25 protein-coding genes and 6 pseudogenes are annotated in these 24,339 nt (G+C 69.3%); 17 read left to right on the forward strand and 14 right to left on the reverse strand.

The window, feature by feature from the left end:
• Positions 1 to 363: 363 nt before the first annotated feature.
• The 4 genes and pseudogenes from F3T56_RS03495 to F3T56_RS03510 all read right to left on the reverse strand — a co-directional run bounded on the left by F3T56_RS03495 (position 364) and on the right by F3T56_RS03510 (position 4,675).
• Entirely contained in the window at positions 364 to 723 is a 360-nt protein-coding gene (locus F3T56_RS03495; RefSeq protein ID WP_149823147.1) for a DoxX family protein, read from the reverse strand.
• On the reverse strand, positions 720 to 1,334 hold the full coding sequence (locus F3T56_RS03500; protein ID WP_149823148.1) for a TetR/AcrR family transcriptional regulator: 615 nt from the start codon (positions 1,332 to 1,334) through the stop codon (positions 720 to 722). Before F3T56_RS03500 ends, F3T56_RS03495 begins: the two co-directional genes overlap by 4 nt.
• A gap of 223 nt (positions 1,335 to 1,557) precedes the next feature.
• Positions 1,558 to 3,477, reverse strand: a complete 1,920-nt coding sequence (locus F3T56_RS03505) for an ABC transporter ATP-binding protein (RefSeq protein WP_149823149.1) — start codon at positions 3,475 to 3,477, stop codon at positions 1,558 to 1,560.
• A 287-nt stretch (positions 3,478 to 3,764) separates the two neighbouring features.
• Positions 3,765 to 4,675 (reverse strand): annotated as a pseudogene (locus tag F3T56_RS03510) (SDR family NAD(P)-dependent oxidoreductase).
• 49 nt (positions 4,676 to 4,724) lie between these two features.
• Here F3T56_RS03510 and F3T56_RS03515 point away from each other — a divergent pair.
• From F3T56_RS03515 to F3T56_RS03545, 7 genes and pseudogenes are all read left to right on the forward strand, one after another.
• Positions 4,725 to 5,570, forward strand: a pseudogene (locus tag F3T56_RS03515) (AMP-binding protein); the annotation flags it as partial.
• Positions 5,571 to 5,639: 69 nt separating this feature from the next.
• A pseudogene (locus F3T56_RS03520) lies at positions 5,640 to 6,266 on the forward strand (PIG-L deacetylase family protein); the annotation flags it as partial.
• Between the two features lie 182 nt (positions 6,267 to 6,448).
• Entirely contained in the window at positions 6,449 to 7,150 is a 702-nt protein-coding gene (locus F3T56_RS03525; protein ID WP_149823150.1) for an alpha/beta fold hydrolase, read from the forward strand.
• A gap of 22 nt (positions 7,151 to 7,172) precedes the next feature.
• Positions 7,173 to 7,454, forward strand: a complete 282-nt coding sequence (locus F3T56_RS03530; protein ID WP_149823151.1) for a muconolactone Delta-isomerase family protein — start codon at positions 7,173 to 7,175, stop codon at positions 7,452 to 7,454.
• Positions 7,451 to 8,203: an SDR family NAD(P)-dependent oxidoreductase gene (locus tag F3T56_RS03535; protein ID WP_149823152.1), complete on the forward strand. Its 753-nt coding sequence runs from the start codon at positions 7,451 to 7,453 to the stop codon at positions 8,201 to 8,203. The genes F3T56_RS03530 and F3T56_RS03535 overlap by 4 nt, the downstream gene beginning before the upstream one ends.
• A gap of 52 nt (positions 8,204 to 8,255) precedes the next feature.
• Entirely contained in the window at positions 8,256 to 8,612 is a 357-nt protein-coding gene (locus tag F3T56_RS03540; RefSeq protein ID WP_149823153.1) for a protocatechuate 3,4-dioxygenase, read from the forward strand.
• A 1-nt stretch (position 8,613) separates the two neighbouring features.
• On the forward strand, positions 8,614 to 9,453 hold the full coding sequence (locus F3T56_RS03545; RefSeq protein ID WP_216372921.1) for a class III extradiol dioxygenase subunit beta: 840 nt from the start codon (positions 8,614 to 8,616) through the stop codon (positions 9,451 to 9,453).
• 25 nt (positions 9,454 to 9,478) lie between these two features.
• Here the strand turns inward: F3T56_RS03545 and F3T56_RS03550 are convergent, their stop codons facing one another.
• On the reverse strand, positions 9,479 to 9,679 hold the full coding sequence (locus F3T56_RS03550; RefSeq protein ID WP_149823155.1) for a hypothetical protein: 201 nt from the start codon (positions 9,677 to 9,679) through the stop codon (positions 9,479 to 9,481).
• 92 nt (positions 9,680 to 9,771) lie between these two features.
• Between F3T56_RS03550 and F3T56_RS03555 the strand changes: the two genes are divergently transcribed.
• Entirely contained in the window at positions 9,772 to 10,143 is a 372-nt protein-coding gene (locus F3T56_RS03555; RefSeq protein ID WP_172638787.1) for a DoxX family protein, read from the forward strand.
• 55 nt (positions 10,144 to 10,198) lie between these two features.
• On the opposite strand, the gene F3T56_RS03560 is transcribed toward F3T56_RS03555, so the two are convergent.
• On the reverse strand, positions 10,199 to 10,666 hold the full coding sequence (locus F3T56_RS03560; RefSeq protein WP_149823157.1) for a MarR family winged helix-turn-helix transcriptional regulator: 468 nt from the start codon (positions 10,664 to 10,666) through the stop codon (positions 10,199 to 10,201).
• A gap of 109 nt (positions 10,667 to 10,775) precedes the next feature.
• On the opposite strand from F3T56_RS03560, the gene F3T56_RS03565 reads away from it, so the two are divergent.
• Entirely contained in the window at positions 10,776 to 11,111 is a 336-nt protein-coding gene (locus F3T56_RS03565) for an NAD(P)-binding domain-containing protein (protein WP_246203380.1), read from the forward strand.
• Between the two features lie 239 nt (positions 11,112 to 11,350).
• Here the strand turns inward: F3T56_RS03565 and F3T56_RS47410 are convergent, their stop codons facing one another.
• The gene (locus F3T56_RS47410; protein WP_246203381.1) at positions 11,351 to 11,488 is read right to left on the reverse strand and encodes a hypothetical protein; all 138 of its coding nucleotides are present in this window, start codon (positions 11,486 to 11,488) and stop codon (positions 11,351 to 11,353) included.
• Positions 11,439 to 12,296, reverse strand: coding sequence for an NmrA/HSCARG family protein (locus F3T56_RS03570; RefSeq protein ID WP_246203382.1), 858 nt, complete (start codon positions 12,294 to 12,296; stop codon positions 11,439 to 11,441). Before F3T56_RS03570 ends, F3T56_RS47410 begins: the two co-directional genes overlap by 50 nt.
• Positions 12,297 to 12,460: 164 nt before the next feature.
• Between F3T56_RS03570 and F3T56_RS03575 the strand changes: the two genes are divergently transcribed.
• A complete protein-coding gene (locus tag F3T56_RS03575; RefSeq protein ID WP_149823158.1) occupies positions 12,461 to 13,042 on the forward strand; it encodes an isochorismatase family protein in 582 nt (193 codons plus the stop codon).
• A 139-nt stretch (positions 13,043 to 13,181) separates the two neighbouring features.
• Here the strand turns inward: F3T56_RS03575 and F3T56_RS03580 are convergent, their stop codons facing one another.
• From F3T56_RS03580 to F3T56_RS03605, 6 genes and pseudogenes are all read right to left on the reverse strand, one after another.
• On the reverse strand, positions 13,182 to 13,520 hold the full coding sequence (locus F3T56_RS03580) for a GNAT family N-acetyltransferase (protein WP_149823159.1): 339 nt from the start codon (positions 13,518 to 13,520) through the stop codon (positions 13,182 to 13,184).
• Positions 13,521 to 13,550: 30 nt separating this feature from the next.
• Entirely contained in the window at positions 13,551 to 14,540 is a 990-nt protein-coding gene (locus tag F3T56_RS03585; protein WP_149823160.1) for a pirin family protein, read from the reverse strand.
• 329 nt (positions 14,541 to 14,869) lie between these two features.
• Positions 14,870 to 15,533: pseudogene (locus F3T56_RS03590) on the reverse strand (hydrolase).
• Between the two features lie 50 nt (positions 15,534 to 15,583).
• A pseudogene (locus F3T56_RS03595) lies at positions 15,584 to 16,145 on the reverse strand (iron chelate uptake ABC transporter family permease subunit); the annotation flags it as partial.
• A gap of 3 nt (positions 16,146 to 16,148) precedes the next feature.
• Positions 16,149 to 16,594 (reverse strand): annotated as a pseudogene (locus F3T56_RS03600) (ABC transporter ATP-binding protein); the annotation flags it as partial.
• 92 nt (positions 16,595 to 16,686) lie between these two features.
• Complete coding sequence (locus F3T56_RS03605; protein ID WP_149823162.1) at positions 16,687 to 17,010, reverse strand: response regulator transcription factor; 324 nt, start codon at positions 17,008 to 17,010, stop codon at positions 16,687 to 16,689.
• Between the two features lie 210 nt (positions 17,011 to 17,220).
• On the opposite strand from F3T56_RS03605, the gene F3T56_RS03610 reads away from it, so the two are divergent.
• The 7 genes from F3T56_RS03610 to F3T56_RS03635 all read left to right on the forward strand — a co-directional run bounded on the left by F3T56_RS03610 (position 17,221) and on the right by F3T56_RS03635 (position 24,181).
• Positions 17,221 to 17,910, forward strand: coding sequence for a response regulator (locus F3T56_RS03610; protein WP_149823163.1), 690 nt, complete (start codon positions 17,221 to 17,223; stop codon positions 17,908 to 17,910).
• Between the two features lie 98 nt (positions 17,911 to 18,008).
• Positions 18,009 to 18,644 carry a hypothetical protein gene (locus F3T56_RS47415; protein WP_246203383.1) on the forward strand — a complete coding sequence of 212 codons (636 nt, stop codon included), beginning with the start codon at positions 18,009 to 18,011 and terminating at the stop codon, positions 18,642 to 18,644.
• The gene (locus F3T56_RS47420; RefSeq protein WP_246203384.1) at positions 18,641 to 19,351 is read left to right on the forward strand and encodes a sensor histidine kinase; all 711 of its coding nucleotides are present in this window, start codon (positions 18,641 to 18,643) and stop codon (positions 19,349 to 19,351) included. The genes F3T56_RS47415 and F3T56_RS47420 overlap by 4 nt, the downstream gene beginning before the upstream one ends.
• A gap of 221 nt (positions 19,352 to 19,572) precedes the next feature.
• On the forward strand, positions 19,573 to 21,003 hold the full coding sequence (locus F3T56_RS03620; protein ID WP_149823164.1) for a phytoene desaturase family protein: 1,431 nt from the start codon (positions 19,573 to 19,575) through the stop codon (positions 21,001 to 21,003).
• Between the two features lie 261 nt (positions 21,004 to 21,264).
• Complete coding sequence (locus F3T56_RS03625) at positions 21,265 to 21,531, forward strand: hypothetical protein (RefSeq protein WP_246203385.1); 267 nt, start codon at positions 21,265 to 21,267, stop codon at positions 21,529 to 21,531.
• Positions 21,532 to 21,644: 113 nt separating this feature from the next.
• Positions 21,645 to 23,564 (forward strand): alpha/beta fold hydrolase, encoded by a 1,920-nt coding sequence (locus tag F3T56_RS03630; RefSeq protein ID WP_149823165.1) that lies wholly within the window; start codon positions 21,645 to 21,647, stop codon positions 23,562 to 23,564.
• Positions 23,561 to 24,181: a hypothetical protein gene (locus tag F3T56_RS03635; protein ID WP_149823166.1), complete on the forward strand. Its 621-nt coding sequence runs from the start codon at positions 23,561 to 23,563 to the stop codon at positions 24,179 to 24,181. Before F3T56_RS03630 ends, F3T56_RS03635 begins: the two co-directional genes overlap by 4 nt.
• The last annotated feature ends 158 nt before the right edge of the window (positions 24,182 to 24,339 follow it).

Here is a 24,339-nt window from a genome sequence, read left to right on the forward strand (position 1 = left end):
ACCCTACTCCCGATTCCTCCCACCGGTGTCTCACCTCTGACCAGCCGTTCCGGGGGATTTCCGGGCCAAGCCCTGGCTAAGAGGCCGCATGGACAGGCGGTTTGGGCACCCCGCAGCGGAACGGGCAGGCGACGAACGCCACTTGGCCGCGCACCCTCCCGGATCGCGTCGCCGCCGGGCAACAGTGGCAGGGTGCAGCGCTCTTCGTGTCGGAGCGGGGCGGTCACCGAGCGCACGGCCTGTCCGCCGGTTCGGTCACGCGGTCATTCGACGCCGTGTCCTGCCCGCGTTGCGACCGCACCTGTCTGGTCGGTCTGCGCCCCGAGAATCACGCCCCAGCGCCGCCACGGTCCGACAACTGCATCACACCGCGTAGCACACGATGAGCACAGCCACCGAGAAGGCCAGCATACCCAGGCAGTTGAGCCAGAACTCCTGCTTGAGGAACCGCGCCCGGAAGTGCGCATACGCCGCACATATGAAGTACCCGATGACGGCGACGTTCGTGGTGAACGCGACACCGGGGTACTTGAGGCCGACTGCCAGTCCAGCCGCCGCCAGGAGCTTGATCACGACGAGGATCCACCACCAGTCTCGCGGCAGCCGGACCCCGTCGAGACACCGCTGGATGAAGCCCGGCGGGCGCAACGACATCACGGCGTCGCCGAACAGGACGAGCGCCAGCAGTGCCGTGAGCCACCAGTAATGGGGCGTGTCGGTCATTCGTCTCCTCCTTCATGGGCGATCACGAATTCGATCACCTCATGGAGCTGGTCGATTGCGTCATGCTCACTGATGGCACCGTTGGAGACGGTCATGAGGATGCCGAGATACGAGAAGTAGCTGACGCGCGCCCCACAACCGGCATCGACGCCGGACAGACCCGCTCGCGTGAGCACTCCATCGATCTCGGCGATCAGAGACAGCGCGAGGTTCTGGAAGATCGCCGACTCGCGTTCTCCTCGCACGATGATCGCCGCGTACTCGCGCGAGAGTTCCTCGTCGCGTGCGAAGTATCGGATGAAAGGCTCGAAGAGAGCCATGACTGCGTCTACCGCGACGTCTGCGGTCAGCGAGCCGGAAGCTGGTCCGTCGGCACCTTTTCTCTCTTGGTGTACGACATCGATCCAGCGGTCGAAGATGGCGACCAGGAGTGCGTCCTTGTCGCCGACCGACATCACAGTCCCGGTGCTGACTGCCGCATCGGCAGCGATCTGACGGATCGTTGTGGCACCGAATCCTTGCTCGCGGAACAGCCGCTCGGCTGCAGCCAGCACCTTCTGCCGCGTCGCCTCCCGCTTTGCAGCGCGAGACTGAACAGGTTCAGTGAACATGTTCAGAAAGCTACATTGTCGAATCTCTGGGCACAACACCCCACTGAGAGCGTCCTGCAGTAGGCGTGTGCTCATCGGAGTCGTAGGAGTACTCCCGGACCGCGGCAGCCGGTCCGGGAGACGCAGTCGTTTTTTCCCCGGGCGCTTCGCATTTTGCCGCACGCGACGGACGTATTAGCGGGGGGCGCCGCCGGCGGTCGAGGATGTCCGGGAACCGACTCGGTCACGTGGACCCGGTGCCCGTACGGGCGTGCGACCACGTCCCGCGGCCCCCGTCCGGCGCCGGGTCGGCCGGTCCGGGCAGCCCGCTGGGACCGGCTTCTGGGACGAGGCGTCCGAGGGCCGACTCGGTGCTCTCGCCGAGGAAGCCGCCCGACTGGTGCTGCCACAGCTTGGCGTAGGCACCCTCCGCCGCGAGCAGTTCCTCGTGGGTGCCCTGCTCGACGACGCTTCCGCGGTCGAGGACGACGAGACGGTCCATGCCGGCGACGGTGCTCAGGCGGTGGGCGACCACGAGGGCCGTACGTCCGTCCATCAACCGCCACAGGGCGTCCTGGACGAGGAGCTCGCTCTCCGAGTCCAGCGCGCTGGTCGCCTCGTCGAGCAGCAGGATCGGGGCGTCACGCAGGATGGCCCTGGCGAGGGCGACGCGCTGACGCTGGCCGCCCGAGAGTTTGACTCCCCGCTCCCCCACCAGAGTGGCGAAGCCGTCAGGGAGTTGGTCGGCGAACTCCGTGACGTGCGCGGCCGCGGCCGCCGCGTGGATCTCCTCGTCGGTGGCGCCGGGCCGGGCGAAGGCGATGTTGTCCCGCAGGCTGCGGTGGAACATGGCGGGTTCCTGCGGGACGTAGGCGATCAGTGAGCGCAGATCGGTCTGGCGCAGCCGGGTGATGTCCTGACCACCGATCAGGAGGCGTCCGTCGTCGATGTCCGACATCCGCAGCAGCAGCCGGGTGAGCGTGGTCTTGCCGCCGCCGGACCTGCCGACCAGACCGATCCGTGCGCCTGCGGGCACGTCCAGGTCGAGTCCCTGGAAAATCGGCTTCGCACCCGTGTGGGCGAAGGTCACCGCCTCGAAGCGGATGCCGCTGTCCCTCGGTGCGAGCGGTTCGGGTTTCGTCGGGTCGAGCACGGTGGGCGGATCCAGCAGCAGCTCCGTGAACTGCGCGGCCTCGGTCATCGAGCTCTCCAGACGCCGGTAGATCTGGTTGAACTCGAACATGATCTGTGTGGCGTTGGAGTAGTAGGTGAAAGCGACGACGATCTCCTCGACTCCCTGGCCCGAGCCGCCGAAGGCGATGGCGACCAACAGACCCAGCACGTTGGTCAGTACCGACATGGGGGCGATCAGGGTGTCGACGCGCAGATTGCCGTAGTCCCACGACCTCAGCGTCAGGCGCCGGGAGTCCGCGACACGGCTGCGGTGTTCGTCGGCCTCCCGCCGCTCGGCCGCGAACGCCCGGATGGTCTCCATGTTCATGAGGCTGTCGGCGACGTGGCCGGAGACCCTGGCGATCGCCGCCTCACGGTCGTTGACGAGCCTCTGCCGGCGACGGATCAGAGGCGTCGCGGCCACCACGGTCAGCGCGATCATCACAAGAAGGCCGACGACGAGCATCGGTTCGTAGCTCCACAGCACCACGGCACCGAACACCAGGGGGACGAGACTGCCCACGATCCGGTACGTCAACGTGTCGACGAAGTCCTCGAAGCGCTTGCCGAAGCTGAGCGCCCGTTTGGTCAGGGAGCCGGCGAAGTTGTCGTGGAAGAATGCCGCGTCCTTGGCGAGGAGTTCGTCCATACCGCTCACGTACAGGTGCTCCATGCCGAGGGCGTCCACGCGGTTCAGGCAGTGTTGCCCGATCCGCCACACGGCCTCGGCGAGCAGCAGCGTCACGCCGAAGCCCAGCACGTACGGCAGCGCCGAGCTGAGGGTGAGACCACCGTCGTCGGCTGCCTGTGCTGCCAGTTTGGCGATCAGTAGGGGGGCGACGTAGCGGATGCCGATGTTGCCCACGGCCGGCAACAGCATCGCGGGTAAGGCCAGCCGTCGTAGTCGCAGCAGTTCCCGGCCGTAGCGGCGCAGTGCCAGAACGACCGCGCTCCTGCCCGGCATGGGCCCTCGCGTATCTGTTGTCCCCATCACACTCCCGGAGGTTCGGAAGTCGGAAGTGTCCCGTCGAGGGAGGGTCTCAGTCCAGGCATTTACCGCGGACCGGCGAGAACCGGACATCGCCGCGTTCATCGTTCGCAGCGGACGTATCCGGTGGTGAGCTTGCGGTGGTTGGTGTAGCCGTCGTCGTATTCAGGGCCCAGCACATGGCGGGCTCGGGAAGGTCGCGGCAGTACGCGATGGCCTCCGTCGCGCTCATCGCGGCCGGTGAGGAGCCGCGCTGCCAGGCCAGGTCCGATCCGGTCGTGGCGTACGGGTCAGATGCTGCCGATGGCTTCGAGGTCGAGCGGTGTGGGCCTGAACTCCTGCAGCTGGTTCGCGTACGCGTCGGCGAAGAGCTCGCTCACCGCCTCGGAGGTCCAGCCGCCCGGCCGGAGGTGTGGAGCGATCTCGCCGGGGTGCGTCCACAGGGCGATCCGGTCTCCTCCGACGGCGATGGCCTGACCGGTCACGTCGGCCGACTCCTTCGACGCCAGGTACACGATCAGCGGGGCGACGTCGTCCGGCGAGCCCCCCCCTGGCGGTGGGCTCCCTCGGGAACCGGCTCGCCCGCGTCCACCTTCGCCACGAGGTCGCCGATGCGTGGCATGGTCGCGACCATACGGGTCAGGGCGGTCGGTACGACGGCGTTGACGGTGATGTCGTTCTTCGCGAGTTCGAGAGCCCAGGTACGGGTCATCGCGACGATCGCGCCCTTGGCGGCCGAATAGGCGGTCTGGCCGAAGCTTGCGCGCTGTCCCGCGGGGGAGCCCACGAGGACGATCCGGCCGCCGTCGCCCTGTTCGCGGAAGCGCGCCGCCGCCGCGCGGCCGCAGGTGAACGTTCCGCGCAGATGGCTGGTGACGACGAGGTCGAAGTCCTCGTCGGTGACGTTGCGCAGGGTCCTGTCCCGCAGCGCGCCGGCGTTGGTGATCATCACGTCCAGGCGGCCGAACTCGGCGACGGCCCGCTCGACCAGCGCATCGGCGAACTCGGAGCTGCCGACCGCGCCGGCATGGGCGACGGCCGAGCCTCCCGCCCCGCTGATCACGTCGACGGTGTCCGCGGCCACGTCGGCGTCGAGGTCGTTCACGACGACAGCGGCACCCGCCGCCGCCAGCGCACGGGCGTAGGCCCGCCCCAGGCCGCGGCCCGCACCCGTGACGATGGCGACTCGGCCGTCGAGCATGTGGTCCTCCTGAACAGGGAGCCGGTAAGGCGTTTCCCCGAGCGTAGGTATGCTCCGGGCCCTGAAGGATCTGCCCGATGCCGTCGCCATCGCCGAGCCCGGGCGCGAGCTGACCTACCGGGAGTTCGACGATCGCGCGTCGCGCCTGGCGGCCGCGCTGGAGGATGCCGGGGTGCGGGCGGGCGACACAGTGGCCTGCTACCTGTACAACGGCGCCGCGTACTTGGAGACGGTGTATGCCGCGTTCAAGCTCGGCGCCGTCCCCGCGAACGCCAACTATCGCTACCCCGGCGAGGAGTTGTCCGAGCTGCTCACGGACGCGGACGCGGCGGCGCTCGTCTTCGGCGGCGCCCTGGCGGACCGGGTCACGCACGCCGCCGGACATGTACGGACGCTGAAGCTGCTCGTCCGCGCGGGAGACCCGCCCGCCGACGGCCCGGCCGGGCCCGACGTACCGGAGTTGGAGGACCTCCTGGCGGCACACGCACCACGTGAGCCGCGCCCGCGTCCAGGATCGGACCGGCTCTTCATGTACACCGGCGGCACCACAGGCAAGCCGAAGGGCGTGATGTGGCAGCTCGGCGATCTGCTCCACTCCATCCCGGTCCTCCGGCAGGCCGGCGTCACCGAACTGCCGAAAACGCTCGACGACGCCGCGTCGTTCGCGGTCGCCGCTCACCACGAAGGCAGAGCGCCCACCACCATGCCGGTCGTCCCTCTGATGCACGCCACCGGCCTGTTCAACACCATGGGCACCCTGCTGGTGGGCGGCGGGTGGTCACGGCACGGCACGGCAGGGGGACTGGATCCGGTTTACGTCTGGCAGACGCTCGCCGAGCGCGAGGTCGGCACACTGTTCGTCGCGGGCAACGCCGTCTGCCGACCGCTCGTCGACGAACATCCCGCCGCCTTCCCGATCGCCCGGCAGACGTCCCCCTCCCATCTCACATCCCGAGGAGTCCAGATGGCCTCCACCACCCCCCAACCCTCCGACGGCGCCCTGCTGGTGATCAGCGCCCACGCAGGCGACTTCGTCTGGCGCGCGGGCGGCGCCATCGCCCTGGCCGCCGAACGCGGTCAGCGCGCCAAGGTGTTGTGCCTGAGCTTCGGCGAACGCGGCGAGTCCGCCCGTGCCTGGCGGGAGGGCCTCCGCCTCGACGAGATCAAGGAACTCCGCCGCACGGAGGCCACCAACGCCGCCGCCGCGCTGGGCGCGGAGATCGAGTTCCTTGACGCCGGGGACTACCCCCTGCTGGAGACACCGGAGTTGGTGGACCGCATCGTCCGCGTGTACCGGGAGGTGAACCCCGCCGTCGTCCTCACGCATACCCTCGCCGACCCCTACAACGGCGACCACCCCGCCGCCGCCCGCATGGCGCTCCAGGCACGCGTGCTCGCGCAGGCGGTCGGCTACGACGCGCCCGGTGAGCCCCTGGGCGCTCCCCCGGTGTTCTTCTTCGAGCCGCACCAGCCCGAGCAGTGCGACTTCAAGCCGAACGTCCTGCTCGACATCACGGCCGTCTTCGAAAGGAAGCGCAAGGCCATGGAGTGTCTGCCCGCCCAGCAGCACATGTGGGACTACTACACCGAGCACAAGCAGCAGCTCGCGGTGATGCAGGAGGATGTCGACGCCCTGGAGGCCCAGGAGTTGATGTACGCCACGGACCCGGGCGGCACCGCCGAGTCCAGCATCCGCTCCGACCTGGCCGCCCTGCGCGGACGCCGCGCGCTGGCGAAGATGCTGGCCCGCGAGCAGCGAGGAAACGTGCCGGCATGAGTGTCTTCGTCCTCCTGCACGGGGCCTGGCACGGCGGCTGGGTATGGCAGCGTGTGGCACCGAGGTTGCGCGCGGCCGGGCACGAGGTGCACGCCCCCACGCTCACGGGGGTGAGCGACCGCGCCCACCTGCTCAACCCGCAGGTCGGCCTCGGCACTCATGTCCAGGACGTCGTGGCCCTGGTCGAGGCCCACGATCTGCGGGACGTGGTGCTCGTCGGGCACAGCTACGCCGGTCAGGTCGTCACCGGGGTCGCGGACCGCATCCCGGAGCGGTTGGCCAGGCGGGTCCACCTCGACGCCTTCGTCGGCGACGACGGGGACGCGGCGATCGACCTGCTGCCCGCCACCGTCGCGGGCCACTACCGGGAGTCCGTGGCCGGGCCCGGCTTCGGCCGGCTCATCCCGGTGCGCTCGCTGAGCGTTCTGGGTGTGGAGGAACAGCCGGACCTGGACTGGCTCGGCCCCCGCCTCACCCCGCACCCGTGGCTGACCTACACCGAGCCACTGCGGCTCACCGGCAAGGCCGACCAGGTCCCCGGCGCCTTCGTCGAATGCACCGACTGGATGCGGGTGTTCACCCCGCACGCCGAGCGCGCCGCCGCCCGCGGCTGGCCGTTCCACGAGATCGCCACTGGCCACGAGGCCATGGTCACCGCCCCTGCCGAACTGGCGGACCTGCTGCTGGAGTTGGCCTGAGCCCTCCCGAAAGGACACCCACATGGAATTCCTCGTCCGCACGGAGAACACCCTGCCCCCCGACACCCCTGACGACGTCCGCGACAGCCTGCGCAAGGGTGAGCGCGAACGGGCTCAGGAACTCCGCGAGGCCGGGATCCTCAAGCGGCTGTGGCGGGTGCCGGGCCGCAACGCGACCATCGGCCTGTACGAGGCGGCCGACCCGGCGGAACTGCACGACGCCCTGGTGTCCCTGCCGATGTGGAAGTGGATGGACATCACCGTGGAGGCCCTGGCCACCCACCCGCAGGAGAAGGCACCGTGACCACGCAGGGCACGCGCGTCGCGGTGGTCACGGGAGCGGCGGGCGGACTCGGCGAGTCTGTCGCCCGCCGACTGGCCGCCGACGGATTCACCGTCGCCGCCCTGGACATCACCGAACCGGACGACACGGCAGGGATCGACGACAACACAGGAATCACCGGCGTACGAGCCTGGCGTTGCGACGTCAGCGACCCGGCCGCCACGCGCCGCACCGTCGAGGAGATCGCCGAGACCTACGGCGGCGTTGACGTCCTGGTCAACAACGCGGGCCTGCTGTCCGGCCGGAGCAGTCTGCTGGAGACCACCTCGCAGGAACTGCACCGCTTCTTCGACATCAACGCCGTAGGACCGCTGCTCATGGTGCAGGCGTGCGTGCCATGGCTGGTCAAGAGCGCACACCGCGGACGGGTGATCAACGTCGCCTCCCGCACCTTCTTCACCGGCTCACCGGGCCAACTCGCGTACGTCGCAAGCAAGGGCGCGCTGATCGGCATGACCCGGGTGATGGCGCGCGAACTGGGCGAGCACCGGGTCACCGTCAACGCCGTGGCCCCCGCCCAGGTCGCCACCCCCGGCACCAGGGGCCACTCCGGCGACGAGGCCTTCGCCGCGACCATGCGGCAGCAGGCGATCCGGGAGTACGTCACCCCGGACCACTTCGCGGGACTCGTCTCGTATCTCGCCTCACCGGACGCGGCCATGGTCACCGGCCAGACGCTCGTCTGCGACGGCGGCGGACTGCTGCACTGACCGGCCGCCCGGAAACGACAGCGGAAGAGGAAGGGAAAGGGAGAGGAGAGCCATGTCCACCCGCACACTTCACATCACGGGTACCTATGTCTTCGACACCGCCGACAACCGTCGAGGCCGGGCGCTGAACCGGCTCTGCGGGTCGTTGAAGGACGCCGACAACCGGGTGAGGTTCAGCGCCGACGAGGGCGCGTACTGCGAGGCGTACGGGCTCACGGCCGAGCAGCGGGAGGCGGTCCTGAGCCGGGACTGGACGCGGATGCTGGAGCTGGGCCGCTCCATCTTCTACGTCTTCAAACTCGCGGTCCTGGACCAGAAGTCGATGCAGTACCTCGGCGGCGTGTTCACCGGTATGACCACCGAGGAGTTCACGGACGCGCTGAAGGCGGGAGGGCGGAGCTTTGGCTGAGGTGATGTGGGGTCTGGCCACCTCGCACGTACCGTCGATCGGCGCGGCGATGGATCACGGGAAGACCGAGGACCCGTACTGGAAGCCGCTGTTCGACGGGTACGGGCCGGCCCGGGAGTGGATGGCCCGGCGCACTCCGGACGTGGCCGTGGTCGTCTACAACGACCATGCCAACGCCGTAGACATGTCCGTCACACCGACCTTCGCGATCGGCGCGGCGGCCTCGTACGAGGTGGCGGACGAAGGATGGGGCAGCCGCCCGGTCCCGGCCGTCACCGGCGCCCCGGAGTTCTCCGACCACCTCATCGAAAGCCTGGTCGACTCCTCCTTCGACATCACCGTGTTCCAGGATCTCGCCGTCGACCACGGCCTGACCGTGCCACTGTCGGTGTACTGCCCCGACCCCGGGGAGAGCTGGCTGTGCGCTGTCGTCCCCCTGCTGGTCAACGTCATCCAGTACCCGCAGCCCACAGCCGCCCGCTGTCTGGCCCTCGGCCACGCTCTCGGCGAGGCGATCCGCTCCTACCCCGACGACCTCAAGGTCGCCGTCTTCGGTACCGGCGGCATGTCCCACCAACTCGCGGGCACCCGCGCGGGATTGATCAACCAGGACTTCGACCGGATGTACCTCGACGCCATCGAGCACGCCCCGGAGAAGCTGGCAGCGCTGACCCGCGAGGACTACATCCGCGAGGCCGGCTCTGAGGGCATCGAGCTCATCATGTGGCTGATCATGCGCGGTGCCCTGGGGCCACGGATCCGCCGCGTGCACGACGCCTACCACGTACCCGCGTCCAACACGGCGGCCGGGATGGTGCTGTTCGAGAACCTGGGCATGTGAGGCACGGCGTGGGCCCGGTCCACGACTAGGAGGTCTGCCTCTCCAGGTGCTCGACAATGCGGTCCGCCACGCAGGCGAACGTGCGGAGTTCCTCGGGAGTCAGGGGTTCGATGAACAGGCGGCGTACCGCCTCCACATGGCGGGGCGCGGCCTCCGCGATCACCCCCCGCCCCTCAGGGGTGACGACCACGAACGCGCCGCACCCAAGGGCGATTGATTGACTCATCAACCTTGCAGGCCTAAGGTGCATTGTTGACACAGCAACCTCTGGCCGCACTGTCCCGACCGGGCGTGGGCCGCATGGGAAGGAACCACGCCATGTACATCACCGCCGCCATATTCAGCGTGCTGCTCACCTTGGTGGCGTTGGGCGCGGGCGTCCCGAAGGCACTGCTCAAGGGCGACGTCTCGGCAGGACTCCAGTCGCACATGGGCCTGAGCGCGGGCATGGTCCGCTTCATCGGTCTGGCCGAGGTAGCCGCGGCCGTGGGCCTGGCCGTGGGGCTCTTCTGGCAGCCCTTGGGCATCGCGGCCGCCGTCGGATTCGGCATCACGATGATCGGCGCCGTGGCGTTCCACGCCAAGGTCGGCGACTACGCCAACCCCGACACCCGCGGCAACGCGATGGCGCCCATCGTCCTCGCACTGGTCGCCGCGGCGACGGCCGCGACCGTCGGCCTGGCCATGTGAGCCCAGCAGCCCCGCAGGCTGGGCGCCGGCCGCCACGGGAGCGGCCGGCGCCGACTCAGGACGGGTCCTCGTCCAGCTTCGCGACCACACGCTCGGAGATCTCACCCAGCGTCCGCAGTTCCGCGGGGGTGACATGGTCGAGGAACAGCGAACGCACCGCCTCCACATGGAGCGGAGCGGCCGCTTCGATGGCCGCACGCCCCGCCTCCGTAATCACCACGAACGCGCCGCGGGCGTCCTCAAGACAATCCTCCCGCACGACCAACCCGCGCCCGGCCATCCGCGCGATGTGATGAGACATCCGGCTCTTCTCCCACTCCAGCTCGCGAGCCAGGTCCTGGTAACGCTGCCGCCCTTCCGGTACGTCCGTCAGATGGACCAACACCGCGAAGTCGGCAGCCGACACCTTCGACTCCGTCTGCAACAAGCGGGACAACCGGCCACCGAGCTTCTCATGCAGCCGGACGAAGCTCCGCCACGCGTGCTGCTCCTCCGACGTCAACCACCGCACCGAGTTTTCCATGCAGAAAGTGTAAACGTCGTTGATGGATCACCTACGCTCCAATAGTTATCACGTCAACTAAATGGAGTGATGATTGATACGTCAAGCAATCCGGCCGTCCGGAGCCCGCGTGGTCAAGACCTTCAACCACATGGGCTACCACGACCTCGAGGACGAGGCCCGCCCCGTAGGAATACGTGGCCGCAAGGCGATCGCGATCGCCGGTGACGACCCCGACGACCTCATGACGGTCGCCCGCCTCGTCGACGGTTTCGGCTTCGACCCCGTCATCGCGGGCCCTCTCGCCGCAGGGGTACGGCTCGAACCGGGCACCGAGCCGTTCGGCGCGAACGTCGACGCCGAGGAACTGCGCGCCACGCTCAACCGCTTCGCGGAATCGGAGCGCGGGCGCCTCGCCACCGAGGCCCGGGCCGCTGCTTCGGCACCTGCGGAGGACGCGGCCTGACCGCGATGCCGCGCACACCGGGGCAGGGGCCGCACGGTCACGTGTCGGCGATTCAGTGCGCGGTCACGCCAAGGTCCGTGACGCCGTGTCCCACGACGCGTAACCGAGTCACCCCGGCTGCACTGCGATTTCCCCGGTAGCACTGCGATCCTGACGGTGCGGCGGTCGTGCCGTTCTGAGGCACGACGCAGGTGGGGAAGTGCAGATCACCTCCCCACCTGCGCGCATTACCCGGACGCTCAGCCCACCTGGATGTTCGCGGCGTTCTCGGCCAGCCAGGTGTCGAAGTTCTTGAGTGCCGGGTTGATCTCCCGCAGCCTGTCCAGGTCACGGGCGCCGGTGAATTCCTGGTCGAAGTCGCCGTAGTACTGGAACATGTTGGCGATCTCGTCGCCGGCCGGTACGCCGAGGGAGCGGAAGATAGGGCACCGACTGGAAGCGCACCGGTTCGCCGATCGCCGCCCCCAGTTTCTCCGCGTTCTGGGCACCGGTCAGATGGTCGCCCGCCAGGCCGACGGTCTGGCCGATGAACCGCTCGCCGTCCTTGAGGATGGCCAGGGCCGTGCGGCCGATGTCGTCCACGTCCACGCCGGCCAGCAGCTTGCCGTCCTCGAACGGCAGGGTCAGCGTCAGCACGCCGTCCTCGGCACGCTTGGGCGCCATCATCGACAGGAAACCCTGGAAGAAGAAGGTGGTGTTCAGGAAAGTCGTCGGTACTCCGGCCTGCCTGAACAGCTCGTTGCCCTCACCCTTGGCGTCGAAGTGCGGCACGTTGTACTTCTCCTGCAGGACGGGCATTCGCTCGTCGTCCAGCGGCAGCAGCTCGCGGGTGTCCTCCAGAGTCGACCACACCACGTGGCGCAGGCCCGCCGCCTTGGCCGCCCGGACCAGGACCTCGATTTCTTCCGTCTCCTTGGCCGCCGAGCCGTGCGCCCAGAAGTTGGTGACCAGGAAGGCACCGTACGCACCCTCGAACGCCTTGTGCACACTCGGCTCGTCATAGAAGTCCGCCCGCACGACCTCCGCCCCGAGCTCGGCGAGCTCCTTGGCGGCGGGCGAGTCGGGGTTCCGTGTCAGCGCGCACACAGTGAAGCCAGACTCCGGATCAGCGAGGATCGCCCTGGCGGCCCCGCCGCCCTGCGCACCCGTGGCTCCGGCGACCGCGATGACCTTCTTGTCATTCATGCCAGCTTCCCCTGCCCCCAAGAGATGATGTTGATGCATCAACTAAACTGGATCCCCCATGATTGTTGCGTCAACGTGGTAGCAACTGGAGAAATAGTTGACATATCAAGTGTTGGTACTGTGTCATCTTCCTCGGCGGCAACCCGCACGGCCGAGGAGAGCCCATGAGTACGCCATCGAAGAGCGGCATCGACGCGCTGCCGAGACCGACGGAGAGCGTTCTGCTGCTGATCGACCACCAGCCGCTCCAGTACCTGCACAGCCACGAGCCGACGAGGGTCTTCGGCAACGTCCTGGACCTGGCCGACGCCGCCGCGGCGGTGCGCGTCCCGACGGTCCTCACAACCATGGTGGAGGAGTACGGCGGCCGCACGCTCCAGCCGCTCCAGGACCTCCTCCCCAGCCAGAAGCCGATCGACAGGACCTCGCTCAACGCCTGGGATGACGAGCGTGTGGTGGATGCGGTGAAAGCGACCGGCCGCAGAAACCTGGTCGTCACCGGCCTCTACACCGAGACCTGCGTGCTCCTGCCCGCCTTGCGGGCGGCCGCCGAGGGCTACGACGTCCACGTCGTCACCGACGCCTGCGCGGGCGTGACGGCCGAGGCCCACGACATGGCCGTACGGCACATGGTTCGGGCGGGCATCGTGCCGATCGAGCGGAGGGCCGTAGGCAACAAGTGGCTACGGCACCGGGGCCGGAATCAGGCCCCGCCCCAGGCCGCCTCGTCCGGAGCGGTCCGGTGACCCGGCGCTGGGCCGTGGGCCTGGCGGTGACGGTCCTCGTGTACGTCACCCTCCTGACGATGCCCGAGGCCAGGCCCATCCATTGCTGCGATTAGGCCTCAGGAGGCCCGCCGTCTCGCTCCGCGGCCGCCCTTGACCCTCAGCCCAGCTCTTCCTCCAGCCGGCGCAGGACGTCCGGCGTCACCGGGTCGGTGATGTCAGCGAACTCCTCATGCCGCTTGAGGAACTTGGCCACGTACGGGCAGACCGGCACGATCCGCATCCCGGATTCACGCACATCGGTGAGTGCCCACTGGACCAACTCCGCGGCCAGGCCCTGGCCGGCGAAGGCGTCGTCGATCTCCGTGTGGAAGAAGACGCGTTGTTCACCGTGGTCGCGGTAGGCCGTCAGCCCGGCGCGTCGGCCGTCGACCAGAATCTCGTAGCGATAACGGGCGTCCACCCGCTGGACGATCCGGGTGGCGGAAGACTCGTTCATGACATTCCTTTCGCACGGAGAGTACGGAGATCAGCGGCGCGAGGGATTGCCGCGCGGCGTGATGACGGCGTTCGGCAGCGCCGGGGCGGGCAGGCGGCGGCCGGGAAAGCCCTCGACTTCGCCGAAGCGGTCGGAGCCCGCCTGCCAGTCCTCTCGGGCCCGGACGATGTCCTCGTGGCTGCGGCCGATGAAGTTCCACCACATGACGATCTCCTCCTCGAAGGGGGGACCTCCGAGCAGGATCGTGCGTGCGGGAGCGTCCGACTCGTTCACCACCGTCACGGCGTCGACACCACAGGGTACGTAGCCGAGTTCGGCCGGACGCAGCGCGGTGTCGATCAGGCGGACGTCCCCGCTGTCCACGAGGAGGCCGTGCTCGAAGGCGGTGTCCACGGCGAGGGTGACCGTCGCACGTGGTTCGAGGGTGATCTCGGCGCCGAGCAGGGGCGTGAAGGTTCGCACCGGGGAGGTGCTTCCGGCGAGCGAGCCCAGGAAGACCTTGATCTCGGCCCCGTCGACCCGCACAGGTTCGGGCACGTGGTGCTGGAAGTCCCGAGCGGTGTTCCGGTGCTCATCGGGCAACGCCACCCACAGCTGGACGCCGTGGATGACGGACGTGCGCGGAGTGGAGATCTCCGAGTGGGCGATGCCGTATCCGCCGGTCATGAGGTTCATCTCGCCGGGCCGGATGAAGGCACGGGTGCCCAGGGTGTCACGGTGTTCGATCTCCCCGCTGAACAGCCAGCTCACTGTCTGCAAGCCGGTGTGCGGATGCGGGGGCACGTCCACGCCGCCTGTCGCGGTGGCGTCAACGGGGCCGTAGTGATCGGCGAAGCACCAGGCCCCGATCAGTGTTCGGGCCCGCTGAGGCAGCGTGCGGCGCACGTGCATGGCACGGGGTCCGCCCAGGGGCACGTCCCGCGCCGGCAGCACATCGACCCGGGGTTCTTCGGCCGACCGGTCGCCGTCGACCTCGGCCCCACACTTCAGCGCCGCCGGTTCGGATTCCACATTGCTCACCGAGACCACCTTCTCCCCCATACTCTAGTTGTCACATCAACTATCATGCCATGAAGAGCGGACCGATTGCTATGCACGCACATGACGTACGGTCGCAGGCGGCCCCGAAGGAGGAGCGAAGTGAGAAGCGTGCCCCTTCGCATGGTGAGGGAAGGCGTCGTGGGGGTCGTGGTCGTGGTTGGCCCGGCCCTGCGTGCGGCCTCGTCCCGCTGCCGGGGAGGAAACGGCGGTACGGCGTGACGGGCGTCCCTCAGTGGTTCACAGCCTGTCTCCTGACAGGGCCGGGCGGCACCCTGGCACCGGTGCCGCCCGGCACCGGTGGTCCGCCGTCACGCTCCGGTCGTGTCGGGGACAGGGGTGTTGAGGAGCTGCTGCTCCCAGAGGGTCACCACCCCGGTGGCACCGCCGTGCGCCAGGGCCGCCAGCTGGTCCTCGGGAGAGATGAGGTTCGTCCGGGCCCAGTCGCGCTGCCACCCGGCCGTGGCAACCATCCACGTGATCGGGATGACCCCGGCCTGCACCATGCGCCGTACGGCCATGTCGTGGGCCTCGGCCGACGTGCCTCCGGAGGCATCGGTGACGGCGTAGACCTGGAAGCCCTCCGCAGCCGCGTGGAGGGCGGGCATGGCCACGCAGATCTCCGTCCACAGACCGGCGATGACCAGCTTCTTGCGCCCCGTGGCCTTCACGGCGTCCACCACACGCTGGTCCTCCCAGGTGTTGATGAACGTCCTGTTGATCGGCTTCTGGTCCGGGAAGACGTCCTGGAGCGGCTGGATCAGATTGCCGCCGCGCTCCTCCACGACCGTGGTCAGGATCGTCGGGACGCCGTAGCCCTTGGCGGCCTTGGCCAGGCCGACGACGTTGTTGACGATCATCGTGGGCTCGTGGCTGTTCAGGTTGGCGAACTGGTACGGCTGGTGGTCGATCAGCACCAGAACGCTCTCCTCGGGGGTCAGCAGGGCCAAGACCGGTCTTCGGTGACGTGCTCATGGGGTCTCCGTAAGTTGTTAGGCGGCCCGCGAGGGCCGGATGTGGCTATGGGCAAGCGGGCGTGTGGTTGACGCGTCACCTTGGAGGACGGCACCGAGCGCCGCGCCGCCGGAGACGCCGAGGACGCCGGGTTCCGCGAGCGCATTGCGGGTCACGGCCTGGACGATCGTTCCGGCGAGGGCGAGTGCCGCGCCGGCGAGGAGCGCCGCGAGGACCCGGGGCACCCTTGTGTCGAGGACGAACGAGACGGTCTGGCCCGCCCTGCCCTGCGCCCAGTTCATGACGTCGCCCAGCAGCAGCTTGCTGTCGCCCAGCAGTACGGCGGCGATCGTCACGCCGACGAGCACCGCCGCGAGTACGGCCGTGGTCGTGAGGAAGACGGCCCGGCTCCTGATGCGCAGCCGGTCGGGTGCGGTGGCTCCGGCCGCGTCCTTCAGCCGGGTGGCCATCACGATCAGGAAGACGGCGCCGACGAGGCTGGTGACAACGCCCGTCGGCACGGCGACCGCCAGATCCGACGGCACGACCGCGCGCAGCAGTACGTCCGAGCCGAGGACCAGGACCACCGGTCAGGCCGACGACCGGGAGGCTCGCCCGTGACCGGGTGAAGCCGCAGGCGAGTTCGGCGACGCCGGTCATGGCGAGCGCGCGGGCCACCGCGGCCCGGCCGTCCGGGGCGGTCCTGCCCCAGCGGCCCCGGTGCGGGTAACGGCCGAACTCGACGACGTCCCGTACGGTCAGCCCGCTGGGCGTGGGGCGCCCCGCCCCTGCGTCAGCAGGGCGACGCGGCGGAAGAATTCACGCGGGGTCAGCGCCAGGCCGTCGGTGTCGTCGATGACGAGCGTGGCGGTCCTGGGCCGCTGCAACCGCGCGATCGTCCGCAGCAGTGTCGACCTCCCACTGCCGTTCGGACCCACCAGCACGGTCACTTCGCCCGGCCGCAGCGTCACCGACGCGTCATGCACGACGTCGACGCCCTCGTAGGCCACGGTGACTCCCGTGGCCGACAGTTCATGACCGCGGGGCTTCACCGCCGTGGAGGTCTCTTCACCCGCCCACACGTGACGCAGGTTAGCCTAACCTAAGCAGGAACTGTGAAATGGTCGGAACCGACGGGCACAAGGGGAAGATCGGCCAAAGCCGAGGCCTTCCGCTAGGCGACGCCAACACGCTGGACCTGAACCCCGTTGACGCCGTCAACTCCGCTTCGCCCCGTCAAGCGGAACGTTTCATCCAGCCGATCCAGCCGATCCGTGCGCAGGGCGAGGATGCCCACGCGCAGGGCTATGGCGACGAGATGCGTGCGGTTCTTCGCGCACAACTTCTCCCGGATGCTGCGCATATGGGAGGCGACGGTACGGGGCGAGATGGACAGCCGATGGGACATGTCCGCGTCCGACATGCCGTGGGCTGCCAGAAGAAGGATCTCCAGTTCCCGGTCGCTGAGTCGGCCACAACTGTCCAATGCTGCTGCCATGGTTCCTGCCTTGTTCGAAAGGGGGTCGAGGACCCGCGACGTCGTTCGCCTGGTGCGCTGTGACTCTGCCGTGACACCCGGGCCCCCGGCATCGACCATTCGACCGATACCTGGCCGTGACCATCGGCCGACCGGCCTCGGCCCTTCCGCCCGACTAGGACCGACCATCCAGAACGCGCCAACTGCCGTACCGGCCGCGTGATCCATGACATGCTCGGCCCCGTGAGCAGCACCCCCACACGCGTGATGATCGCCGACGATCAGGATCTGATCCGGGCTGGTTTCCGTCTCATCCTCGACGCCCAGGACGGCATCGAGGTGGTCGGAGAGGCCGCCGACGGGCTGTCGTGCGTGGAGTTGGCGCGCGCGTTGCGGCCGGATGTGTGCCTGGTGGACGTCCGTATGCCGAAGCTGGACGGGCTGGAGGTGACCCGGCTGCTGGCCGGGCCGGGGGCGACGCATCCGACGCAGGTCGTGGTGGTCACCAGCTTCGACCAGGACGACTACCTGAACGTGGCGCTGCGCAACGGGGCTTGCGGTTTCCTGCTGAAGGACGCCACGCCCGCGTTGCTGATCGAGGCGGTGCGGGCGGCGGCGCGCGGTGACGCGCTGGTCTCGCCCGCGGTGACGGTCCGGCTGCTGAAGCAGCTGGAGGAACGGGTGTCGGCCCCGGCGAACGGCACAGTTGTGGCCGAAGCGTCGCTCAGCGCCCGGGAGTTGGAGGTCGCCCGGCTGGTCGCGGTGGGCCGTACCAACCAGGAGATCAGCGACGAGCTGTGTCTCTCCCTGTCGACCGTGAAGACGCATCTGGGCCACATCCACCACAAGCTCGGCGTCCGCAACCGCGTCGAGGTGGCCGCGTGGGCCTGGGCCAACGGGACCGTCCGGACAGGACCCTGACGGTGGTTCTGTGAAGCCCTTGTGACGATCTGTGTCTCTCCCCACAGATCCATCCACCGCCTGCCAGGAAGGCATGCACATGCCTAGCCTCCGGTTGTATGACAACTTCGTCACTCGCGGCCCTCTCGGCGCAGGCGACCCAACCGCACGTCGGTTCCCCCCGGTTACCCACACGGCGGCTGTACCACCGTGCCCTGTACCCGGCTCTGGGCGTGCTGTGGCTGCTCGACCTGGCGATCATCGGGTCGCAGCAGCGCGGCCCCGTCGACTGGCTGCCGCTCGTGACCGGCCCCATGGCGCTGGCGCTGGTGCTCGTGCCGGAACCGCGGCTGACCACCGAGTGGCGAGCGGGGATCTGCGCGGGGATCTCGACGACGGTGACGCTGGCCACCTGCCTGATGGGGTGGGCCCTGCCCGACTGGGGGCTGCTGGAGACGGCGTGCATGCTGGTCCTGCTCGCCCGCACCTGCCGTAACGTCACCCGGCCCGGTGTCGTCCTCGCGCTGGCCGCCGCGATGGGGGCCAGCATCATCGACGAGCCGCTGCGCACCGGCGGCACCGGAATCACGCTGACCTATCCCTTTCTGCTGACGTTCGCCGTCGGCGGGACGGTCGGCGCGGGCTGCTATCTGCGCACCCTGGACGCCCGGCGGAAGCGTACGATCGCCGCCGTACGGCTCGCCGAGCGGATGCAACTGCCCGGGAACTGCACGACTTCGTCGCCCACCATGTGACGGGCATCATCGCGCAGGCACACGCCGCCGGAGTGATCCATGAGAGCGCGCCCCACCAGGTCGGCCCGATCCTGGGCAACATCGCCGAAGCCGGGCAGCGGACCATGGACTCCATGCGCCGGCTGATCCGCGTGCTGCGCGAGGAAGGCGGACAGACCACGCTGGAGCGCCCCGAGGAACCGTACGCCGAACTCACCAAACTGGTCTCCGCGTTCAGCGGCCAGGGCGACGGATCGACCGCCCAACTGGAGATCACCGGCGCCGCCCGGAAGAGCGGTCTGCTGCCCGAGGTGGGCTCCGCGGTCCACCGCGTGGTGCAGGAGGCACTGACCAACGTACGGCGCCACGCGCTCGGCGCTCAGGCGACGGTGCGCGTCCACTGCACCCGCGACGACCTGCTCCGGGTCGACGTGTACAACACCGGCCCCGAGCGTCGGGGGTTCCACCCCACGGGAGGCCAAGGCGGCTACGGTCTGATCGGTCTGCGCGAGCGGGTGGAGGCGGTTGGCGGTTCCTTGACTGCGGGCCCCGCCGACGACGGCGGCTGGTGGCTCATCGCCCATTTCCCGGTGCTCATGGAGTCCGCCCTCGATGGCGCCGAACGGTCCGCCGGCCTGGTTGCGCCGCCCCACGCGAAATCCGGACGGCATGCCAAGCGGAATGCCCCTACGAAGCCCGAGCCGGACATGAGCTGGGACGCGCTTTAGGTGATCCGGGGGCGCGAGATTAGGCAATTCTGCGAATCGCGCCGGGCGGGCCCACCCTCTAAAGTTGAAGACTCAAAGGCGCCGGGACGGCCTTCTCACGTCCTGCAGAGTGGTGAAAGGGCCCGGACCGGGCCTTGTGAGGGCCCGGTCCATCACTTTTCCGTCCACCACGTCGCAAAACCGGCGGACCGGCGCCATCGTCGAGGAGACGCGGGAGACGTATGAGTACGGCCGTCGTGGTGGGCAGCGGCCCGAACGGTCTCGCCGCCGCCGTGTACCTCGCCCGGGAGGGCGTCGAGGTCACCCTCCTCGAGGCCGCCGACTCCATCGGCGGCGGCACACGCACCAGCGAACTGACCCCGGGCCTCCTGCACGACCACTGCTCCGCCACCCACCCCATGGCTGTCGGCTCGCCCTTCCTGCAGAGCCTCGACCTCGGCCGACACGGCCTCACCTGGTGTCTGCCGGACATCGACTGCGTGCACCCGCTGGACTCCGGCGAGGCCGGGGTCCTGCACCGGTCGGTGGAGGAGACGGCCGACGGCCTCGGCGGTGTGGACGGACGCCGGTGGCGGCGGGTGTTCGGGCCGCTCACGAACGGCTACGACGCGCTGGCCGAGGACATCATGCGGCCGCTCACGCATGTGCCGCGCCATCCGCTGCGCCTGGCGGCCTTCGGGCCGCAGGCCCTGCTGCCCACTGCCGCGGTGGCCCGGCTGTGGCGGTCGCGGACCGCCCGCGCGCTCTTCGCCGGCGTGGCCGCACACGCCTTCCGCCCGTTCCACCGGCCGGCCAGCGCCGCGGTCGGCCTGACGATCATCGCCGCAGGTCACCGGCACGGCTGGCCGGTGGCCGCAGGCGGTTCCCGGGCGATCAGCGACGCGCTCGCGGCGCAGCTCATGGAGTTCGGCGGCCGGATCGAGACCGGTGTGTGGGTGCGCTCCCCGGCCGATCTGCCCCCGGCCGACGTGGTCCTCTTCGACCTCGCCCCCCGCGCGGTCGCCGACATCCTGGGCGACCGGCTGCCGGGGCGGGTCGCGCGGGCCTACCGCCGTTTCCGGCACGGGCCCGGAGCCTTCAAGGCCGACTTCGCGGTCGAGGGCGGCGTCCCGTGGACCAGCGAGGCGGCCCGCCGGGCCGGCACCGTCCATCTCGGCGGGACGTTCGAGGAGGTCGCCGACACCGAGCGGATGATCCACGCCGGGCACATGCCGGAGCGGCCCTTCGTCCTCGTCGGCCAGCAGTACCTGGCCGATCCGAGGCGCTCGAGCGGCGACGTCCACCCGGTCTGGACCTACGCACACGTTCCGCACGGCTATGACGGTGACGCGACCGAGGTGATCATCGGGCAGATCGAGCGGTTCGCCCCGGGGTTCCGTGAGCGCGTCCTCGACATGGCCGTCCGCCCGCCGGCCGCCTTCGAGGACTACAACCCGAACTACGTCGGCGGGGACATCGTCACCGGGGCGAACACTCCCCTCCAGCTGGCGATGCGTCCCCGCGTGGCCCTCGACCCGTACCGCACGGGAGTCCCCGGGATGTACATCTGTTCCGCGGCATCGCCACCGGGCGCCGGTGCCCATGGCATGTGCGGCGCGAACGCCGCCGCGTCGGCCCTGCGTCATCTCGGGCGGCGGCGCGCGAGGAAGTGAACCGGGAAGCCGCGGCGGCCCGCACCAGTCCCGGAAAAGGCCTGGACCGATTCGGTCCAGGCCTTTTCTGTGTCGCCGTATACACGGCGGCCGGCCGTCCGGATTCCGTTTCCCGCAGGATTTCGGTGCCGACGGGAAGGGCGGCCTCAACAATAGGCATTTTTATCGATGCGGAGGCGGTTGGACAGACCCTATTGTTATCTCCAGAAGGGCACAGGAAGAAAGAATTTCCGAAGTCCCGAAAGTGAGAGGAAGAAAAAAATGAGCAGCATCGAGAACGCACTGAACAGCATGGAAATCCCCGTCGAGGGTGTCTTCCGCCTCGTCGCTCGCCCGACCCTGGGCACCCCGCGGATCGCCCGGATCGCCCGGGTCGCCGATGTGGCCCAGGCGGCCGGGGCGGTCGTGGCGGCCGGCGCCGCCGGTGTCGGTGTCGTCCAGGCCGCTGAGGCCAACGCCCTGGCGGCGGAGGCCAACGCCCAGAACGCGCAGCTCGCCGCCGCGGCCGGTGGCGCGCCCGTGGCCTGACAACCGGCGGTCAACTCATAGAAACCCGCTGTCGGACCAGAGGCCTGTTCTGGTCCGACAGCGGGCTCTCCGCACGCAAAAACGTGATCAAGGCTACCAGGAAAAGAGGTTCCATGAAACTCGTCCGAAGGATCACTTCCGCGGTGCCGGGCAGGTTCGCCTCAGCGGTGTTCAGCCCGATACCGGTCAGCCGGGACCGTGCGCTGGGCCTGTCGGAGCGGCTGGCCGCCGCGACGAGCCTCACCTCGTCCCTCGAATACCTCTCCCAGCGCCACGAGATGGGCAAGGGGGGCATGAACGACTGGGAGATCGCCAAGGACAGCATCGCTTATGCGAATCCCCTGGTGCGTCGGCTGATCGATATCGCCAGCGGACCACGGACCACGACAGCTCTGCACGTCACACGCGCTGCGGTCGCCTCCGCCATGCTGCTGCCGGGCAGGTCGAATTGGCGCGGCGCGGGCAGCCTCTTCCTCGGTGCGACCTCCGCCCTCCTCGGCCCTCGCCAGCACTACGGCGGCGACGGCGCCGACCAGGTGGCGACCCTCGTGCAGCTCGCCACCGGCGGCGCCCGCCTGGTGCCCTCGCCGGCCGCCAAGGACGCCCTGCTGTGGTACGTCGCCCTTCAGTCCAACCTCTCCTACCTGGTCTCCGGCTGGGTCAAGCTGCTCGGCCCGGACTGGCGCGACGGCTCCGCGCTTGCGGGCGTGATGCGCACCCACACCTACGGCCACGAGGGCATGCACACGTGGATCCGGAACAATCCCCGGGCCGCCAAGCTGCTCGCCCACAGCGTGCTGGCGCTGGAGTGCCTCTTCCCGCTCGCCTATCTCAAGGGGGGCCGGCTGACCCGTCCCGTCCTCGCGAGCGCCGCCGCGTTCCACCTGGCCAACGGCTACTTCATGGGACTCGGCAGGTTCGCCACCGCGTTCCCCGCGATGCACCCCCTGATCGCCTACACCTCGGCTCCCCGCACGCACTCCGCCGTCGCGGGACGCGACGACCGCGCTCTGCCGACCGCCCTCACCGTGCTCGCGGGGGCGACGGCGGCCGCGGCCGTCACCGCCGTACACCGGCGCATGCGCACCACGGAGGGCTGGCCGACCTCTCGTGTGCTGACGACCCGCCACGGCAACCGGCTGCAGTACGAGCAGATGGCGATGGGTGACGCCGAGCGGCCGGTCTTCGTATTCACCGCCGGTCTGCTGTCCACGAGCGAGCACTACGCCTGGATCAGCGAGCGCCTGTCCTTCGAGACCACGTACGGCGTCATCACCTACGCCCGCGCCGGATACGCCGGAAGCCGCCGCAGGGCGACCACCGTCTACCAACTGACGGAGTCCGTCGACGACCTCGTCGACCTGGTGAACGGGGCCGTGGCTCCGCACCGCAAGGTGATCCTGGTCGGCCACTCGATCGGCGGAGAACTCGTCCGCCGTGCCGTCAAGCACCTCGGCGACCGAGTGCAGGGTGTCGTGTACCTGGACTCCTCGCACCCGGACCAGTTCAACCGCTCCGCCCAGCAGAGGGTGACCGGCGCCGGCCTCGGCGGCTCCTTCGCGTCCATGAGCCGGGCACTGCGCCTCGGCACCGGGGCCCTCCTCACGCGCCCGTGGTGGATCAAGGAACTGCCCGCCGCCTACCACGACAAGGTCTTCGCCCAGTACGCGGACGCGCGGATGTGGTATGCGGCACGCCGCGAATGGGCGGCGCTGCAGGAGGACTTCAAGGCCTTCCCCGGGCGGCTCCACCGGATCGAAGGTGTGCCCGGCCTGGTGATCTCCGCCCAGCAGACGGTGGACCGCGACCCCGAGCAACTGCTGATGCACCGGGAACTCGCCGAGGCCCACCGCGGGGCGCCCAGGGAGACGGTGGTCATCGAGGGCGCGGGACACGACACCCTGCTGATCAACAGCCGTTACGCCAACCAGGTCACGGACCGCATCCTCGCGTTCTTCCAGGGCGTCGACGAGCGCTCCCGGGCACCCCGGCCCACCCGATCCGTCACACTCAAGAAGGAGACCACGCGGTGAGCACCCTGCGACGTTTCCCACTGAAGAATCTGTTCACCGGCGAAGGCGCGGGCTGGCGGATCGCCGGAGCCGCCATGCTGGTCGTCACCGTTGCGGGCCAGCACCCCTTCGAGCAGTTCTCCCGGTTCCGTTCCAAGGACCTGCTGTCCCTGGTGCCGAACTGGAAGTTCTTCGCCCCCAACCCCTGCATGCACGACAGCCACTTCCTGTACCGGACGGTGAACGCGGACGGCAACACCTCGGCGTGGCACGACTCGTTCACGGCGGAGACGCGCAAGCCCCAGCACATCGTGTGGTTCCCCACCCGCCGCGCGGACAAGGGGATCCACGACGCCTGCGCCGACATCCTCCCGACCCTCGAATTCAGGGGCTTCGCTGCGGCCTCACACTCCCCCGGGTACCGGCTGATCACCGAGCACCTGCGCGTCCTCATCAGGTCCCAGGGCCCCGTGGCCGAGGAGGTCCGGGGCTTCCAGTTCGCCCTGGCCCGGGCCACCGGCTACGACACGCGCCACCGCCCTGACCTGCTGTTCGTCTCCCCCTTCGTCCCACTCGACCCGCAGGCCCCGGGCACCCCGCTGACGCGGGCCCCGGCCAAGACCCCCGCAAAGGTGTGATCATGGACTTCGCCACCACCTTCATCCTCCTCGGGATCCTCATATTCGTGATCGGCCTCCTCAAGGCGGGCCTGCGGCTCTCCAGGGACCGAGCGAAAAAGGACGGGAGGGAGCACGAGTGAGCCGGGTGTGGACGGCCGCCGCGGGGCCGAGGCCGC

It is taken from the genome of Streptomyces tailanensis (assembly GCF_008386495.1).
In the GTDB taxonomy this organism is placed as follows: Bacteria; Actinomycetota; Actinomycetes; order Streptomycetales; family Streptomycetaceae; genus Streptomyces; species Streptomyces tailanensis.